At 37.0% G+C, this 18,648-nt stretch carries 3 protein-coding genes; all 3 read left to right on the plus strand.

Translation table 11 applies throughout. The annotated features are described in order from the left end of the window. Positions 1–18 precede the first annotated feature (18 nt). Genes CLO1100_RS04345 through CLO1100_RS04355 form a run of 3 tightly spaced genes read left to right on the plus strand, consistent with a single transcriptional unit; the run spans position 19 to position 18,646 of the window. The gene (locus tag CLO1100_RS04345) at positions 19–2,328 is read left to right on the plus strand and encodes a polyketide synthase (RefSeq protein ID WP_014312534.1); all 2,310 of its coding nucleotides are present in this window, start codon (positions 19–21) and stop codon (positions 2,326–2,328) included. Positions 2,329–2,351: 23 nt separating this feature from the next. Further along, on the plus strand, positions 2,352–5,870 hold the full coding sequence (locus CLO1100_RS04350) for a non-ribosomal peptide synthetase (protein ID WP_014312535.1): 3,519 nt from the start codon (positions 2,352–2,354) through the stop codon (positions 5,868–5,870). Between the two features lie 5 nt (positions 5,871–5,875). After that, complete coding sequence (locus CLO1100_RS04355) at positions 5,876–18,646, plus strand: HAD-IIIC family phosphatase (protein WP_014312536.1); 12,771 nt, start codon at positions 5,876–5,878, stop codon at positions 18,644–18,646. Positions 18,647–18,648 lie beyond the last annotated feature (2 nt).

An 18,648-nucleotide genomic window follows, 5' to 3' on the forward strand; every position in this document is an offset into this window, starting at 1 on the left:
CACAATATGGAGGATATAATGGTTAAAAAACTTTTAGATTTGGATAAAACTAAATCTTATGATGCCTTTAGCGAAGAAGATAATTTAATAAAAGCCATTTCAAACAGAGATATAGCTATTATCGGAATAGCTTGTGAGTTCCCTAAAGCATCCGATGTTGACCAGTATTGGGAAGTATTACGCAATGGCGTTAACTGTATGAGTGAGTTTACAGGACAAAGAAAGCTGGATACCGATAATTATCTTGTCATGGAAGGAATGTCCCCGGATGAAATTCAGTACTCAAAATATGCTTATATTAAAGAAATTGATAAATTTGACTACGAATTTTTTCATATATCCCCAAAGGAAGCTCAATTAATGGACCCAAAGCAGAGAATGTTTCTTGAAACTGCCTGGAAAGCTATTGAAGATGCTGGTTATGGTGGTAAGAAGATTGTTGGTACCAGAACAGGTGTGTACTTAGGCTATTGTGTTGAATTTGACTATGAATACAAACAGTTTATTGAAGCAGTTGATCCCTCACAACGTTATCTTTCTATCCCGGGAAATATAAAGGCTATCGTAGCAAGCAGAATTTCTTACATACTAAATCTAAAAGGCCCAAGTATGACTGTAGATACAACCTGTTCTTCATCTCTGGTAGCAACCCATCTGGCATGTCAGGCAATACGGAACGAAGAATGTGAAATGGCGATTTCAGGTGCCATAAAAATCAGATATCTTCCGGAAGACCCAAAGGATGCGGTAAATTTAGGGATAAATTCTTCCGACGGAATAACTAGAACTTTTGACGATTATTCAGATGGAGTAGGTTCAGGAGAAGGTGTTGGAGCTGTACTGTTAAAACCATTGAATAAAGCTATTGAAGATGGGGATCACATCTATGCAGTAATAAAGGGAACTGCCATAAATCAAGATGGAACAACTAATGGGATTACCGCCCCGAACCCTGCTGCCCAAGAAGAGGTTATAATCAGGGCATGGAAAGATGGTAAGATAGATCCTGAGACAATTTCCTATATTGAGGCTCACGGTACAGGAACAAAGCTAGGAGACCCAATTGAGATAGAGGGGATAACCAGGGCGTTTAATAATTTTACTCAGAGAAAGCAGTTTTGCGCAGTTGGATCAGTTAAATCAAATTTAGGCCATTTGGATGATGCAGCAGGGATAGCGGGTCTGATAAAAACCGCACTGGTTCTGGATAAAAAAGAAATCCCGCCTTTGCTCAATTTCAGCAGACCAAACCGTGCAATTGATTTTACAAACTCACCGGTTTACATAAATGACAGAATTGTCTCCCTCCAAACAACAGGCACAAAGGCCAGATGTGGAATCAGTGCGTTTGGATTCAGTGGGACAAACTGTCATATGGTTTTGGAGGAGGCTCCTCAGATAGAGAAGAGATCTCAAAAAAATACTGAACCGGTAAATATCCTTACAATTTCAGCAAAATCAAAAGAAGCACTTATAAGGTATGTGGAGTTGTACAAAGATTATTTTAGTGAAATGACTGTAGAGGATTTAAACAATATTTGCTTTACTGTAAATACAGGAAGAGATCATTTAAATTATAGAATAGCCATAGTGTTGGATCATGACCGGAGTATAAAAGAGAAACTAGATAAAATAGATTCACACAGAATCAGGACTAATAAAAGTGAAGGTATTTTTTATGGAGAACACAAGATTGCATCCCTCTTTAATAAGTCAAGACAAAAAGATGAAATAAGTGAAGAGCAAAGAAATGAACTTAGTGATATTGCAAATAAAAACATGGATCAGTTCTTAAGTAGTAACCAACTCAATACGGAACTTGTTAATGACATATGTGAGAAATATGTACAGGGTGCTAATGTTGAGTGGGAAAAATTATATGGAAAAGGAAGAAATAAAAGAGTCAGGATACCTACATATCCATTTCTTAAGAACAGGTGCTGGTTGGATGTTGAAAACGCAAATCCGACCAATGAGACAAATCGAAATGGAGTTAAAAACGGACGCAATAACATTGATAACCGAAATGTCAAAAAAGTTAATTTATCCGGCCGTGACAACGGAATATATACCGATACTGAAACTAGCATTGCTGAAGTCTGGGCTTATGTTTTGGGACTAAAGGAAATTAATATTTTCAGCAGTTTTTTTGAATTAGGCGGAGATTCGTTGTTAGCTATTCAACTAAAAATTCAGTTGGGAAAAACATTTAACAAGGAAATAACCCTGCAGAGCTTCTTTATGAATCCTACCATAACGGAATTAGCCGAAATAATTAATAAAGATAATTCATACGCTGATGAAGAATATGAAGAATTTGAATTTTAAGTCTCATCTACAGGAGGGATAATATGAGTGAGTTTACAAATAACTTTAACAATAATGGCAAATCAATAAAAGATATAATAGCTAATCTCGAAAAAAAGGATATAAAGTTGTGGGTGGAAGGTGAAGCCTTGCGCTGTAAAGCTCCAAAGGGAGTAATGAATCAGGATATTTCGGACATGATTAAAAGCCGAAAAGAAGAGATTATTGAATATTACAGGTTAAAAGAAATACAGAACAGTTTATACCAACCAATACAGAGAGCCGAGGAAAAAGAGTATTACCCTTTATCGGAAGCGCAAAAAAGGATGTATTTCATCAGTCAGCTTGATAATTCTAATTTAAGCTATAATATGTCCAATGCTTTATGTATTGAAGGAAACATTGATATTAAACGTTTGGAAGAAGCATTCCATTCTCTTATCATGAGACATGAAGGGCTTAGAACCTCATTCAAAAACTTAGACGGCGAGCCTGTTCAATATATAAATTCAGAATTTGATTTTAATATTCAATACTTTAAGTCGGAAAAAGAAACAGATGATTTGCTCGTTGATTTCAGGCAACCTTATGATTTGGCCAAAGCTCCTCTTTTTAGAGTAGGGTTGGTTGAACAGGCTCAGGACAAGTATATTTTATTAATGGATATGCATCATATAATATCCGATGGAATATCAAGAGATATCCTGTCAAATGACCTGATTAGAATTTATAACAATGAGATTCTGCCAGAACTTAAAATTCAGTATAAAGACTTTGCCCAATGGTATAACAATATTTTAAACTCAGAAGTGATTAAAAACCAGGAACAATACTGGCTTAATATGTTTAAGGGAGAAATCGACACACCTGACCTTCCAATTGATTATTCCAGAACTCAGCAAGCGAATTACACAGGCAGACAATTTAGTTTTACTACAGGAAAAGAATTGGGTAATAGGTTAAAACAAATTGCAAAACAAGAAAATACAACTTTATTTTGTTTGTTATTGGCTGCTTATAAAATTATTTTATCTAAATCATCGGGAAGCGAAGACATTACAGTTGGAATACCTGTCTCAGGCAGAAATCACATAGATGTGGAAAATACTGTGGGAATGTTCATAAATACTCTGGCTGTAAGAAGTTATCCTGCAGGTGGCAAAACAATAAGAGAATATTTAGGTGAAGTAAGTAAAAATTTATTCGAGGCTATTGATAATCAGGACTACCAGTTGGATATGCTTCTCCAAAAATTAGCCATAAAAAGGAATTTAAGTAGAAATCCATTATTTGATACTATTTTTAACTCTCAGAATTACAGTGCTTCCGGCAACAATGCAAGTTCCTTCACTGTAGACAATGTAACTTTTTCACAATGCGAATGCGAAGGTACTACTGCAACATTTGATATAACCTTATATTTCGAAGAACATGAAGGCGATATTAAACTTTATGGTACCTACCGGACAAGCCTGTTCAAACATTTCACAATAGAATACCTTATGGGTGAATGTTTGAGGTTGCTCGAAGAGATAGCAAATACCCCGGAGAAACTTATAAAAGAATGTGAAGTGTTCAGTAAAGGAAGATTGGCTAAAATAGAAGATAGCGTTACTATAGATATACCTTTTGAAGAATTTAAAATAAATGAGCACTTGCAATCCATACCGGAATATTTTGAGCAACAGGTATGCAAATACAAACATAAAACTGCCATTAAGAACGGAAAATCCGAAATTAGTTACGAGGAGTTAAATTTTCAAGCAAACATGACAGCACACTACATTGACTGCTGTGAAAATGCCGAAAACAGACCTGTGGCATTGTTATTCGAGCATGGAGCCGACATGATCACCGCAATACTAAGTGTATTGAAGGCTGGAAGGATTTTTGTGCCCCTAGAGCTATCCAATCCTGAGGAAAGACTTGTATATATGCTTAAAGATTCAGGTGCAGCTGTCCTATTATGCAACGGCAATACAGAGAAACTTGCCAGAAGGTTAGTAGATTTAGGGGGTATTTCAGTTCAGATAATAAATATTGAACTTATTGATATAAATAATTCAGATGAAAATCTTGATATAAATATCTCACCCTTACAGGAAGCCTATATTTTATATACCTCAGGTTCAACAGGTAAGCCAAAAGGAGTAGTACAAAACCATAGTAACATTCTGAGATTCATGGGTACTTACATAAACAAATTACATATTAATAGCGAGGATAAACTTGTTTTACTTACCTCATACAGTCATGCAGTGGGTATAATAGATATTTTCAGTACATTACTGAGCGGAGGGACTCTCTGTATATTTGATTTAAAATCCAAAGGAAATATGAGGGATCTTGCACATCTCATAAAAAATGAGGAAATTACTATATTTCACTCAGTACCTATGGTCTATAGATATTTTACTGAAGAGCTAAGTGAAGAGAAAATGCTGAATAAAGTGCGACTGATAATATTGGGAGGAGAGGCTGTTAATAAAAGTGATGTTGAGCTTTACAGAAAGTACTTTTCTGACAGCTGTAGATTTGTTAATTTCCTTGGTGCTTCAGAAGTACTTGTTGCAACGTTTAAATTTATTGATAAAGATACCGTTATCCCAAGGGAAACAGTGTCGGCAGGCTATCCGGTTAATGAAGTGGAAGTGCTAATAATTAATGAGCATAATGAGGAAGCCAGAGTATATGAAGTTGGCGAAATTGTATATCAAAGCGAATGCCTTGCATTAAGATATTGGAATATGCCGGAATTGACAGATTCCGTATTCATTGCAAATCCACTCACCGGAGATGGCAGAGTATATAAAAGCGGAGACCTGGGACGAATCTTGCCTGATGGTAGTTTGGAATACATAGGTAGAAATGATAATCAGGTGAAAATAAGAGGACTACGGGTTGAATTAAATGAAATAGAAGCCATAATGGATACATTTGACGGCATAGAAAAAAGCATTGTTAACGCATATAAAAAATCTGATGGCGACAGCTATCTGGCAGCTTATTTTATAACACGGGAAGGTGTAAATTTAGATGGGAGGGAGATAAGGGAATTATTAAAAAGAAAATTACCTGAGTACATGATTCCTTCGTACTATATAAAACTTGAAAAATTACCGGTTACTGTAACCGGCAAGATAGATAGAAAGGTATTGCCTGAACCCAATGACGCTGTACCTGCAACAGAGGAATATTCAGCTCCTACCAATTCAATAGAAGAAGAGCTGATAGCTATTTGGGAGGACGAACTGGGGAAAAAAGGTATCGGTATAAATCACAATTTCTTTGAGAGTGGCGGAACGTCTTTAAAAATTTTAAGGGTACATTCCAAATTGGACAAAATATACCCCGGAGCCACAACTGTAACAGATTTATTCTCATATCCTACTATTTCGAAATTGGCTTCCTATATTCATAGTAGCCAGAATATTATAACAAAATATGAGAAGGAAAAGACTGAGATTAGTTATGAAAAGGAAGTAAGTAATATTTTCAGCCAGCTCAAAGATGGTTCGATTAATCTTGATGAGGCAGTCAAATCACTGTTTAGAGAGGAATAAGATTTATGGAAAGGATACAAAAGTTAATAGTACAGAATGTACTATCGGGAAGTATTAGTGAAGAACAAGCATATGAAATGATTAAGGTATTAAGACAAAAAAATACAAAATCAGAAGAGCCAATAGCTGTTATAGGAATGGCGGTTAATTTACCTCAGGCAAAAGATATAAATCAATACTGGGATATTATAAGTAATAAAATCAATTGTGTATGTTCATTTCCCGAAAATAGGCGCAGAGACATAGATGATTTTCTGGAGTACCAAAAAATTGACCCATCGGACATAAAGTACAGACAAATGGCTTTTCTGGGCCAAATTGACAAATTTGATTGTGAATTTTTCAAGATTTCACCCAGAGAGGCAGGACTAATGGACCCAAATCAGAGATTATTCCTCCAAACAGCATGGAACTCAATTGAAGATGCAGGATACGGCGGAGATAGACTCAAGGGAACGAAGACAGGAGTATATGTGGGATTCCGTGGTGATTCAGAATATAAAAGATTAATATTGGATACCCAGCCTGAAGCATTTTCTATTGCCGAAGCAGGAAACCTTACCTCCGTCATTGCAAGCCGCATATCTTACATATTGGATTTAAAAGGGCCAAGTATTGTAGTAAACACCGCATGTTCTTCATCACTGGTAGCCATACATTATGCATGTCAGGGAATAAGGTCAGGTGAATGTGATATGGCAATAGCCGGGGCTGTAAAAATAATACTGGCCCCTTTTGAGTATGAAAATAAACTTGGAATTGAGTCTTCTGATTCGAGAACCAAGTCATTCGATAATAGCTCTGACGGTACCGGAGAAGGTGAAGGTGTAGCTTCCGTATTATTGAAACCTTTATCAAAGGCCTTGAAGGACGGTGATCCGATTTATGCCGTTATAAAAGGTTCTGCCATAAATCAGGACGGCAGTTCAAACGGAATAACCGCCCCCAACCCAAAAGCTCAGGCTGATGTTATAAAAATGGCCTGGAAGGATGCAAAGGTTGAACCCGAAACAATAGCTTACATAGAAGCTCACGGGACTGGTACCAAAATCGGTGATCCAATAGAAATAGACGGAATTACCAGTGCATTCAGAAGCTATACAAATAGAAACAGTTTTTGTGCCGTAAGCTCTGTAAAGACAAATTTGGGACATCTTGACACTGCTGCCGGGGTTGCAGGTTTCGTAAAGGCGGTATTGGCTTTAAAAAACAGAAAACTACCTCCCTTGGCTTCCTTTAATAGTCCTAACAAGGCATTAAACCTGATAGAATCTCCGGTTTATATTGCAGATAAACTCATGGATTGGGATACGGAAGGCTCCCCAAGAAGGTGTGGAGTCAGCTCTTATGGATTAAGTGGCACAAACTGCCACATGGTTTTGGAGGAAGCTCCTTCGACTAAAGTCAATGATGTGACAGGCTTTCTGAATGTGCTTACTGTTTCTGCAAAATCAAAAGAATCCCTTCGAAGTCTATTTGATACATATATAGAATTTTTCAGAAAGGCAACAAAAGAAGATTTCAGAAATATATGTTATACCTCAAACACAGGAAGAGGTCACTACAAGTATAGAATTGCTGTTTTTCTGGAACCGGAAGAAAGCCTACAGGACATTATCGGCAAGCTTGAATCCATAAAATTGGATGAGCACAATGCAGAGGGCATTTTCTATGGAGAACCGAAAAATAATCATCCCCACAATAGAGATAGCAAGACAAGGGAAACTATTGAAGCCGATATACTAAAAAGAGCATTGACGAAAATTGATGATTTTGTTTGCACCGGTAAAGTGGATAGGAGATTGTTATTTGACATATGTACTCTATATATTCAAGGTGCCGAATTTGACTGGAAGGATTTATATAAAGACGAAGATAACACTAAAGTCAATATCCCCGTCTATCCCTTTACACAAAAAAGATGTTGGCTACAAATTGACAATGAAAATAAAAATGAAGCTTTTAATACTAAAGAATACTACAAGGAGATTGATCATCCCCTCCTTGACAGATGTTTAGTTAAGACAATTAATGAAATTATATTCGCAACAGATTTTAATATAGACAGACATTGGGTGTTAAGTGAGCATTCAATTGGCGGTATCAGTGCAGTCCCGGGAACAACTTACCTTGAAATTGCCGTACAAGCAGCAAAATACTGCTACAAAAAGGAGGTTGCCTGCATTGAGGATGTTCAATTCTATACTCCTTTGATAGTAAGAGAAGATGAAACAATAAGTGCACATACTTGCATAAGAGAACAAAATGGAGAAGTGTATTTTTCAGTAGCCAGCTGTGAGAAAGCTGATGAAACGGATAGTCAGGATAAATGGAATCTCCATGCTACCGGAAAACTGTCATTGAGTAAGCTTGAAAGTCCGGAAAACATCAACATGAAGGAATTATTTTCAAGACTTGGCAGTGAAGAAACCTTCCAGTTTGACTATAACCAAAAGATGCAATTTGGTTCAAGATGGCAATGTATGAAAAGTATCAGAAGCGGAGATGACGAAGGTCTTGTATATATTGAACCTTTAAAACATCTTGTTGACGAAGTTGATAAATATATGCTGCATCCTGCAATTTTGGACAATGCTACTGCTTTAGGCATAAGTAGTGAGTTTTTCTATTTACCGTTTTCATATAAAAAGATAGAGATATTTAAACCTATACCTGCAAATAGTTATGTGTACATAAACCAACTTCCTGAAAGGGATGGAAGTAAAGAAATTGTAAAACACAACTTATCCATAATTAATCCTGCAGGAGAAATCGTTGTAAAAATTCATGATTTTACAATGAAAAAGGTAAAGGATATAAGTCATACGATAGGGAAAAACAAAGCTATAGACAACTTGTTCTTTAGGTTGCGATGGGAAGAGGAGAAGAATTTCTATGAAGATATTGAAGAAGACGGCAAAACCATATTAGTTATTAAAGATGATAGCGTAAATGCGGAAAGTATAATATCTGAATTAAAACAAAGACAGAATAGTGTCATAGAAGCGGATATAGGGACGAGCTATCACAGAGTTAGCGAGTACCGGTATACTGTTGGCATAGGAGAAGAGGATTTTGCAAAATTACTAAGAGATACTATGGGGTATGGAATAACTCAGATTTTATATTTATCAAAACTAACCAGTGATTGCGGTGAAAAAATAAATCAAACAGTCGGGAATCCATCCCAATCCATATACACGATGTTTTACCTTACCAGAGCCTTAGTAAACAGCAAGCTGAAGGGAGCCCTTGATGTTGTACTCATTTCTGGATATGCCAATAAGGTAACAGGAAAAGAAGAAGCAATAATCCCCCAAAATACTGCACTTTTTGGATATGGGAAGGTTGTAGGCCAGGAATACCCGGATTTAAAAGTTAGATGTATAGATATCGATGACAATATGATTGCAAAAGAACTGATTTCAGAAATCGGCAGGGAGAATAAGAACTTTTTAGTATCATATCGTAACGGAAAGAGATATGTTGAGGTATTCGAATCCGTAATAGCATCCGAAATACCACAAAATGATCTTGTTTTAAATAAAAAGGGCGTTTATATCATTACAGGAGGAATTGGCGGTATCGGACTTGAAATTGCCAAATACCTTGCATCAAAGGAAAACATTAACCTTGCGTTGCTTTCCAGAACTGAGCTTCCTGAGCGGGATAAATGGGATGAGTTTATCAAAGATGATAAAAATGAAAAGCTCGGTAAAAAGATAAAATCATTATTAGAGATAGAGAGTACCGGTTCAAATATTGCATATTGCCGGGCAGATGTTACTAACTACGAGGAAGTTTCTGCAGTTATTAATCAATTGAGGACTCAATACACAAAAATCAACGGAATAATCCACAGTGCCGGAGTGCCGGGAGCCGGGCTGATTATAACAAAAAATGAAGATCAAATTACAAAAGTACTGGCTTCAAAAATAATCGGTACATATAACCTTGACCGTGCAACAGAAAGTGATGAATTGGAATTCTTCGTTCTCTTTTCATCAATAAAAAGTTTATTAGGTGGTGAGGGACAAAGCGATTATGCAGCGGCAAATGCATATTTAGATGCATACACTCACTATAGAAACAGACTTGGAAAAAGAACCTTGACCATAAACTGGCCTGCATGGAAGGAAACCGGAATGGCCGCAGACTATGGAGTAAACAAGGACAATGTTTTCAAAGCCATAAGTACTCAGGATGGAATAGAGGCATTTGGAAAAGCCTTACTGAGTGATATGGAAAGAGTTATAATCGGAGAATTGGATTACAGTGATCCAATTCTATCTTCTGAGCAGAATTTTATAAGAATGTCCCAGAGTCTGAAACTAAAAATTGAGCAGGAATTAAAGAAATCAGTATCCGGAAGAAATAACAGGGCAAAGGAACAAATTCACTCTTTTGTTTTAAAAGGGAAAGAGGGGGAGACATACACTGAGATTGAAAAAACAGTAGGAAAAATATGGACTGAAGCCTTGGGATTGCACGAAATAAATATATATGATGATTTTTATGGTATGGGAGGAGATTCAATACTTGCAATAAATATAGTAAGCGGTATTAAGAATCTTATGAATCTCGACATAAATATAAGTGATTTTTTTGATAATCCTTCAGTTTATGATTTTGCAAGGTTTATTGAGACAACTCAAGCCTGTGAAAGTACTACTTCAAATGAATTAAAATATAATAAAAAAACTCTGATCCCGGCGGCTGAGGCAAAAGAATACTATCATGTATCCTCAGGCCAGAGAAGAATGTATATAATGAGTCAGGTGGACGGGGAAACAACAAACTACAATATTCCCGGTGTAAATACTATTGAAGGGGAACTGGATAGAAAACATTTTGAAGAAGTATTCGAAGTATTAATACAAAGACATGAAGCATTCAGAACCTCATTCAAGGTGGTAGATGATGAGCCTGTGCAGGTAATTCACAAAGATATCGACTTTACTATTGAGTACATAGACGCACAGGAATCACAGGTAAGGGATATTATCGATGGGTTCATACGTCCTTTTAACTTGAAAATGGCACCCCTTATAAGGGTTGGTCTTATCTCCTTGTCAAAAACCAAGCATATATTGATACATGATATTCATCATATTGTTTTTGATGGAAGTTCTATGCGAATTTTGATGAAGGAATTTTTCACTCTGTATAATAGGCAGAAATTGACAGAAATGCTTCTCCAGTACAAAGATTTCTGCGAATGGGAAAATAATCTAATAAAATCAGGAAGTATGAGCAAACAGGAGGAATACTGGCTGAATACTTTCTCAGGCCGGATACCTCAACTTATAATGCCACTTGATTACAAAAGGGCAAGGGTTCAGACCTTTAATGGAGACACAATTAACTTTAATATCTCAAGTGATATAAAAGATAAAGTATACGGGCTGGTAAAAGAACAGAATATCACCTTGAATATATTGTTTTTTTCCATGTTTGCCTTACTCATAAACAAATATTCCTCACAAAAGGATATAGTAGTAGGTTCTTCTGTTGCAGGAAGGCCCTATGAAGAGTTGAACGATATTATCGGAATGTTTGTAAATTCGATTGCCATCAGGATAAATATTGATACTGAAAGTAAAATTCAGGAGTTTTTAAAGTATTCAAGGGATATAATAGTTGCGGCATATGATAATCAAAGTTATCCCTTTGACAAGCTGGTAGAAAAGCTGTCATCAAAAATAGACCGTTCTAGAAATCCGTTGTTTGATGCAATGTTGATTTACCATAATGAGTTTGACACAAATACGGAGGATGAACCGGAGGACATAAGGTTTTCCAATTATGAATTCAGCAGAAAAACATCAACACTGGATTTTAAAATGGATGTATACCCTCAGAAAGAAGGAGGGTTTAGCTGTGTACTTGAATATAATGTGGACCTGTATAAAAAGGAAACAATGGATACCTTCATAAAGCATTTCATTATGCTTTTAGAGGATGTCGTAAATAACCCGACTCAGGTCGTATCGGAAATCGATGTGTTTACCAATGAAGAAAGGCTACTGATAGAGCAGAAGAGGAAGAACAACGGTTCAGAAGGAAGCAACTCCTTGAAGTTAGCTGTAAGCTCCACGTTTACAGCCGAACCTATCTTGGACTATATCGCATGGTGGTGTAAAGAGTTCAAGGAGCCTGTGGAGATTGAATTTGCTCCGTACAATCAGGTATTTCAGGAACTTTTAAACGAATCCAGTTTGATATCCGGAAATACAGGACTGAACTTACTGCTTGTACGTTTTGAGGACTGGATCAGGGATGATATGTCAGAAGACGGGTCAAAGATTGAAAAGCTTGAAAGGAACTTTAGGGAACTGGTACAGCTCCTTGAAAACAAGAAAAAATCAATCCCGTACTTTGTTGGTATATTCCCGGTTTCAACCCATCTTTCCCTTGGTACTGAACTGGTGAATCACCTTGAAGAAATGAACAGAAGATGGAAGGAAAGCTTAAAGAATATCAAAGAGGTTTATACGGTAGACTTTAGCTTGGCAGAAGAATTATATGATGTCGGAGAGATTTTTGATAAATCCAAAGATAAAGCCGGGCACATACCATTTACCGACGAATACTTCTCTGTAATAGGGACTATGGCAGCACGAAAAATATGTGCATGGAAAAAACAAACCTTCAAGGTGATAGTACTTGACTGTGACAATACTCTTTGGAGTGGCATATGCGGTGAAGGAACTGCCTGTGAAGTAGATGTGGCTGAACCATATCGTGCACTTCAAAGCTTCATGCTGCAAAAACGCAATGAAGGAATGCTTCTTGCTTTATGCAGTAAGAACAATGAAAAGGATGTATGGGAAGTCTTTGATAACAACAAACAAATGATGTTGAAGAAAGAACATTTTGCAGCATATCGGATTAACTGGAACAACAAGTCTCAGAACATAGCGGAGATGGCAGCTGAGTTAAATCTGGGAATAGACAGCTGTATATTCATTGATGATAATCCGGCAGAGTGTGCCGAAGTAATGACAAACTGTCCGCAAGTATTGACCCTGCAATTGCCTGAGGATCAAAATCAGATAGAAATGTATCTAAGGCATGTTTGGGCCTTTGACAAATTGAAGGTAACAAAAGAGGACAGGACAAGAGCTCAAATGTATACTGCTGAAAAGAAAAGGCAGGAGTCACAAAAGGAACTATCCTCACTGGACGATTTCCTTAAAGGACTGGAAATCAAAATGAGTATGAACATAATGGAGGAACAGGAGACCGACAGGGTTTCTCAATTAACACAAAGAACAAACCAATTCAATCTCAGCACAATACGCAGAACCGAAAAAGAAATAAATGAAATAACCCTGCTACCCGATAAAAAATGCCATGTAATAAAAGTATCCGACAGATTTGGGGACTACGGACTTGTAGGTGTGGTAATAACGGAAGAAAAAGGGAATAGCCTGTTTGTTGAAACACTGCTGTTAAGCTGCAGGGTACTGGGAAAAGAAATAGAGGATTCAATTCTGGTAGGCCTTGCAAAGCAATGCAGAGAGCAAGGTATTGACATTATGGAAACGGAATATCTGCTTACGGAAAAGAATAAGCCTGTACTGGAATTCCTTGAGAGAACGGGATGGGAAAGAGTAGGTACAACAGAAAAAGGTATAAAATTCAAAATTGCCGTTGATAAGGTACCTGCAAGGGCCAAATATGTTGATTGCTACTTCAATTCCAGCTATCCTGACTCCAGAGCGGCAGTAGAAGAGAAGGAAGTGTCAAAGGCGCCAAGCCATGAGGATAATGAGGCTCAGGTAGAAACAGTAGCAGCAACAAAGCCGGGTGACCTAAAATGGGAAGTACATATAGTAAACGAGGAGAAGCTTTTACACAGAGAATACATGTCCCCATTAATGAAGTGCACAGTTAAGGAGCTTCTGGAGATACCCAAATTTGAAAGGGTAAGCAGCAACCCGGCTAAAACTGAGTATGTACCACCAAGAAACCAAGTAGAAGAGGAAATCTGCAAAATATGGCAGATAGTATTGAATGTAGAGACTGTAGGCATAGACGATTCATTTTTTGAATTGGGCGGAAACTCACTAAAGGCTGTATCTGTTATATCTAAAATTCACAACAGGTTCAGCGTTGAAATGTTTTTAAGAGATATATTTAGTGCACCGACTGTAAGAGAAATGGCAGAACTAATCGGGAATCTGGATAAGAGCTTATATACAAATATTCAACCGGTTGAAGAAAAGGAATACTACTCTCTTTCCTCTGCTCAAAGAAGAATGTACATAATAAATAAAATGGAAGGGGCTACAACAAACTATAATAATCCGGGTGTAAATGTTATTGCGGGTGAACTGGACAAGGTGAGACTGGAAGAAGTGTTTAAAGCATTAATACAAAGACATGAAGCATTCAGAACCTCATTTAAGGTGGTAGATGGCGAACCTGTTCAGATAATTCATAAAGAAGCAGACTTTAAAATAGAACATATTATGGCAGAGGAATCAGACGTGGACAGAGTTATTGAGGAGTTTATACGTCCGTTTGAGTTGGAAAGAGCACCATTGTTGCGGGTAGGTCTGGTTGAATTATCAAGCCAAAAGCATATATTAATATGTGATATGCACCATATTATATCTGACGGAGTCTCAGTAAATATTTTAGTAAATGAGTTCATACAACTGCTTAATGGAAAAAGTTTACCTAAGACTTTGTTACACTACAAGGATTACTCCGAATGGCAAAATAAGCTAATAAAATCAGGGAGTATGAGCAAGCAGGAGGAATACTGGCTGAATACCTTCTCAGGACAGATACCTGAACTTGCAATGCCTCTTGATTACAAAAGGACAAGGGTTCAGACCTTTAATGGAGACACAATTAACTTTAGTATTTTAAGTGACATAAAAGATAAAATACATGAACTGGTAAAAGAACAGAATATCACCTTGAATATACTGTTTTTCTCCATGTTTGCCTTACTCATAAACAAATATTCCTCACAAAAGGATATAGTAGTAGGTTCTTCTGTTGCAGGAAGGCCCTATGAAGAGTTGAACGATATTATCGGAATGTTTGTAAATTCGATTGCCATCAGGATAAATATTGATACTGAAAGTAAAATTCAGGAGTTTTTAAAGTATTCAAGGGATATAATAGTTGCGGCATATGATAATCAAAGTTATCCCTTTGACAAGCTGGTAGAAAAGCTGTCATCAAAAATAGACCGTTCTAGAAATCCGTTGTTTGATGCAATGTTGATTTACCATAATGAGTTTGACACAAATACGGAGGATGAACCGGAGGACATAAGGTTTTCCAATTATGAATTCAGCAGAAAAACATCAACACTGGATTTTAAAATGGATGTATACCCTCAGAAAGAAGGAGGGTTTAGCTGTGTACTTGAATATAATGTGGACCTGTATAAAAAGGAAACAATGGATACCTTCATAAAGCATTTCATTATGCTTTTAGAGGATGTCGTAAATAACCCGACTCAGGTCGTATCGGAAATCGATGTGTTTACCAATGAAGAAAGGCTACTGATAGAGCAGAAGAGGAAGAACAACGGTTCAGAAGGAAGCAACTCCTTGAAGTTAGCTGTAAGCTCCACGTTTACAGCCGAACCTATCTTGGACTATATCGCATGGTGGTGTAAAGAGTTCAAGGAGCCTGTGGAGATTGAATTTGCTCCGTACAATCAGGTATTTCAGGAACTTTTAAACGAATCCAGTTTGATATCCGGAAATACAGGACTGAACTTACTGCTTGTACGTTTTGAGGACTGGATCAGGGATGATATGTCAGAAGACGGGTCAAAGATTGAAAAGCTTGAAAGGAACTTTAGGGAACTGGTACAGCTCCTTGAAAACAAGAAAAAATCAATCCCGTACTTTGTTGGTATATTCCCGGTTTCAACCCATCTTTCCCTTGGTACTGAACTAGTGAATCACCTTGAAGAAATGAACAGAAGATGGAAGGAAAGCTTAAAGAATATCAAAGAGGTTTATACGGTAGACTTTAGCTTGGCAGAAGAATTATATGATGTCGGAGAGATTTTTGATAAATCCAAAGATAAAGCCGGGCACATACCATTTACCGACGAATACTTCTCTGTAATAGGGACTATGGCAGCACGAAAAATATGTGCATGGAAAAAACAAACCTTCAAGGTGATAGTACTTGACTGTGACAATACTCTTTGGAGTGGCATATGCGGTGAGGGAACTGAGAGTGAAGTAGATGTGGCTGAACCATATCGTGCACTTCAAAGCTTCATGCTGCAAAAACGCAATGAAGGAATGCTTCTTGCTTTATGCAGTAAGAACAATGAAAAGGATGTATGGGAAGTCTTTGATAACAACAAACAAATGATGTTGAAGAAAGAACATTTTGCAGCATATCGGATTAACTGGAACAACAAGTCTCAGAACATAGCGGAGATGGCAGCTGAGTTAAATCTGGGAATAGACAGCTGTATATTCATTGATGATAATCCGGCAGAGTGTGCCGAAGTAATGACAAACTGTCCGCAAGTATTGACCCTGCAACTGCCTGAGGATCAAAATCAGATAGAAATGTATCTAAGGCATGTTTGGGCCTTTGACAAATTGAAGGTAACAAAAGAGGACAGGACAAGAGCCCAAATGTACACTGCTGAAAAGAAAAGGCAGAAGTCACAAAAGGAACTATCCTCACTGGATGATTTCCTTAAAGGACTGGAAATCAAAATGAGTATGAACATAATGGAGGAACAGGAGACCGACAGGGTTTCTCAATTAACACAAAGAACAAACCAATTCAATCTCAGCACAATACGCAGAACCGAAAAAGAAATAAATGAAATAACCCTGCTACCCGATAAAAAATGCCATGTAATAAAAGTATCCGACAGATTTGGGGACTACGGACTTGTAGGTGTGGTAATAACGGAAGAAAAAGGGAATAGCCTGTTTGTTGAAACACTGCTGTTAAGCTGCAGGGTACTGGGAAAAGAAATAGAGGATTCAATTCTGGTAGGCCTTGCAAAGCAATGCAGAGAGCAAGGTATTGACATTATGGAAACGGAATATCTGCTTACGGAAAAGAATAAGCCTGTACTGGAATTCCTTGAGAGAACGGGATGGGAAAGAGTAGGTACAACAGAAAAAGGTATAAAATTCAAAATTGCCGTTGATAAGGTACCTGCAAGGGCCAAATATGTTGATTGCTACTTCAATTCCAGCTATCCTGACTCCAGAGCGGCAGTAGAAGAGAAGGAAGTGTCAAAGGCGCCAAGCCATGAGGATAATGAGGCTCAGGTAGAAACAGTAGCAGCAACAAAGCCGGGTGACCTAAAATGGGAAGTACATATAGTAAACGAGGAGAAGCTTTTACACAGAGAATACATGTCCCCATTAATGAAGTGCACAGTTAAGGAGCTTCTGGAGATACCCAAATTTGAAAGGGTAAGCAGCAACCCAGCTAAAACTGAGTATGTACCCCCGAGAAACAAAGTAGAAGAGGAAATCTGCAAAATATGGCAGATAGTATTGAATGTAGAAACTGTAGGCATAGACGATACGTTTTTTGATTTGGGCGGAAACTCACTTTTGGCAATAAAGTTGGAAGTTGAGATGGAAAAAGCGGGCTTAAAGATAGCCAGCTACGATGTATTTAAACTCAAAACGGTAAGGCAGCTTGCATCAGTATTCACCTCCGGTAACGTTGACGAGACAATGATAAAAGAGGAAGACAACATAAGTATTACCTTGCCGACAGTTTCTGAAGTTGCTTCAGAAGAGATTTCCTCCAATAGAGTTTTGATAGAAGGAATCAAGCCGTTTAATGAAATATATTATAAAAACTGTTTCTATAATTCTGCTTTTCCGGTTATAGAGCTATATGGAAGAAGTATAAATACATTCCTGATTAACGATGTTCCGGTATTTTCATATGACGAAGATTCAACAGAAATGAAGTTAGACGTGGAATATGTCCAAGTAAAACATATAGAGAAGTTGTTGGAAGAAGAAGGCATAATGGTTGATACAAAAAATTCCAGTGAAAATATTGTTAAGGATATAATCAATTCCATAAATAAGAAAAGACCGGTTGTAATTTGGATTGATTGTTTTTACGAATCCATTAGGCCGGAGATGTATCAAAAGAGTCATTGGCCGCATACTTTGCTTGTTTATGGATATGACGAAAGTGCAAAAGTATTTAATATAATAGAACATGAACATCGTGACAATTTATCCTATAAGCCCTGTACCATTGGTTTTGAGGATATTATAAATTCATACAATGGGTACCTTTCCAATTTTAGAACAAATGATGCTACATATTATGAATTTTATTATAATTCCGCAATGGCTCAAAAGAAAACTGACAAGGATAATAGATATTTATTTTTGTCATATGTAAACGCAAACAAAGATTTAATACAAGAACATCTGGATTACTTAAACAAATTCACCTTGGATCTGGAAAAAATAGTTATGGATAAATCTATTCTGGATGATAGTATTCAATGGCTGTTGAATGGAATTAACAATATTGTAAATATAAAACAGGTAGAGAAATATTTAATAACAAACCTATACGGCTCTGAATCAGAATGTTGCACTACTTTTGAAGAGATATTCAGTAACTGGATATTTACAAGAGGAGCCCTCGCAAAATATATGTATTCAGGTGTTTATAGGCAGGAAGCCTTTAGGAGCTTAATACAGAGTGTTTCAAAATTTTATGAACTGGAATCAAAATACTATACTGTATTGTTTCAAATGGGAAAAGAGCTTTAATA

It is taken from the genome of Clostridium sp. BNL1100 (assembly GCF_000244875.1).
Taxonomy (GTDB): Bacteria; Bacillota; Clostridia; order Acetivibrionales; family DSM-1351; genus Ruminiclostridium.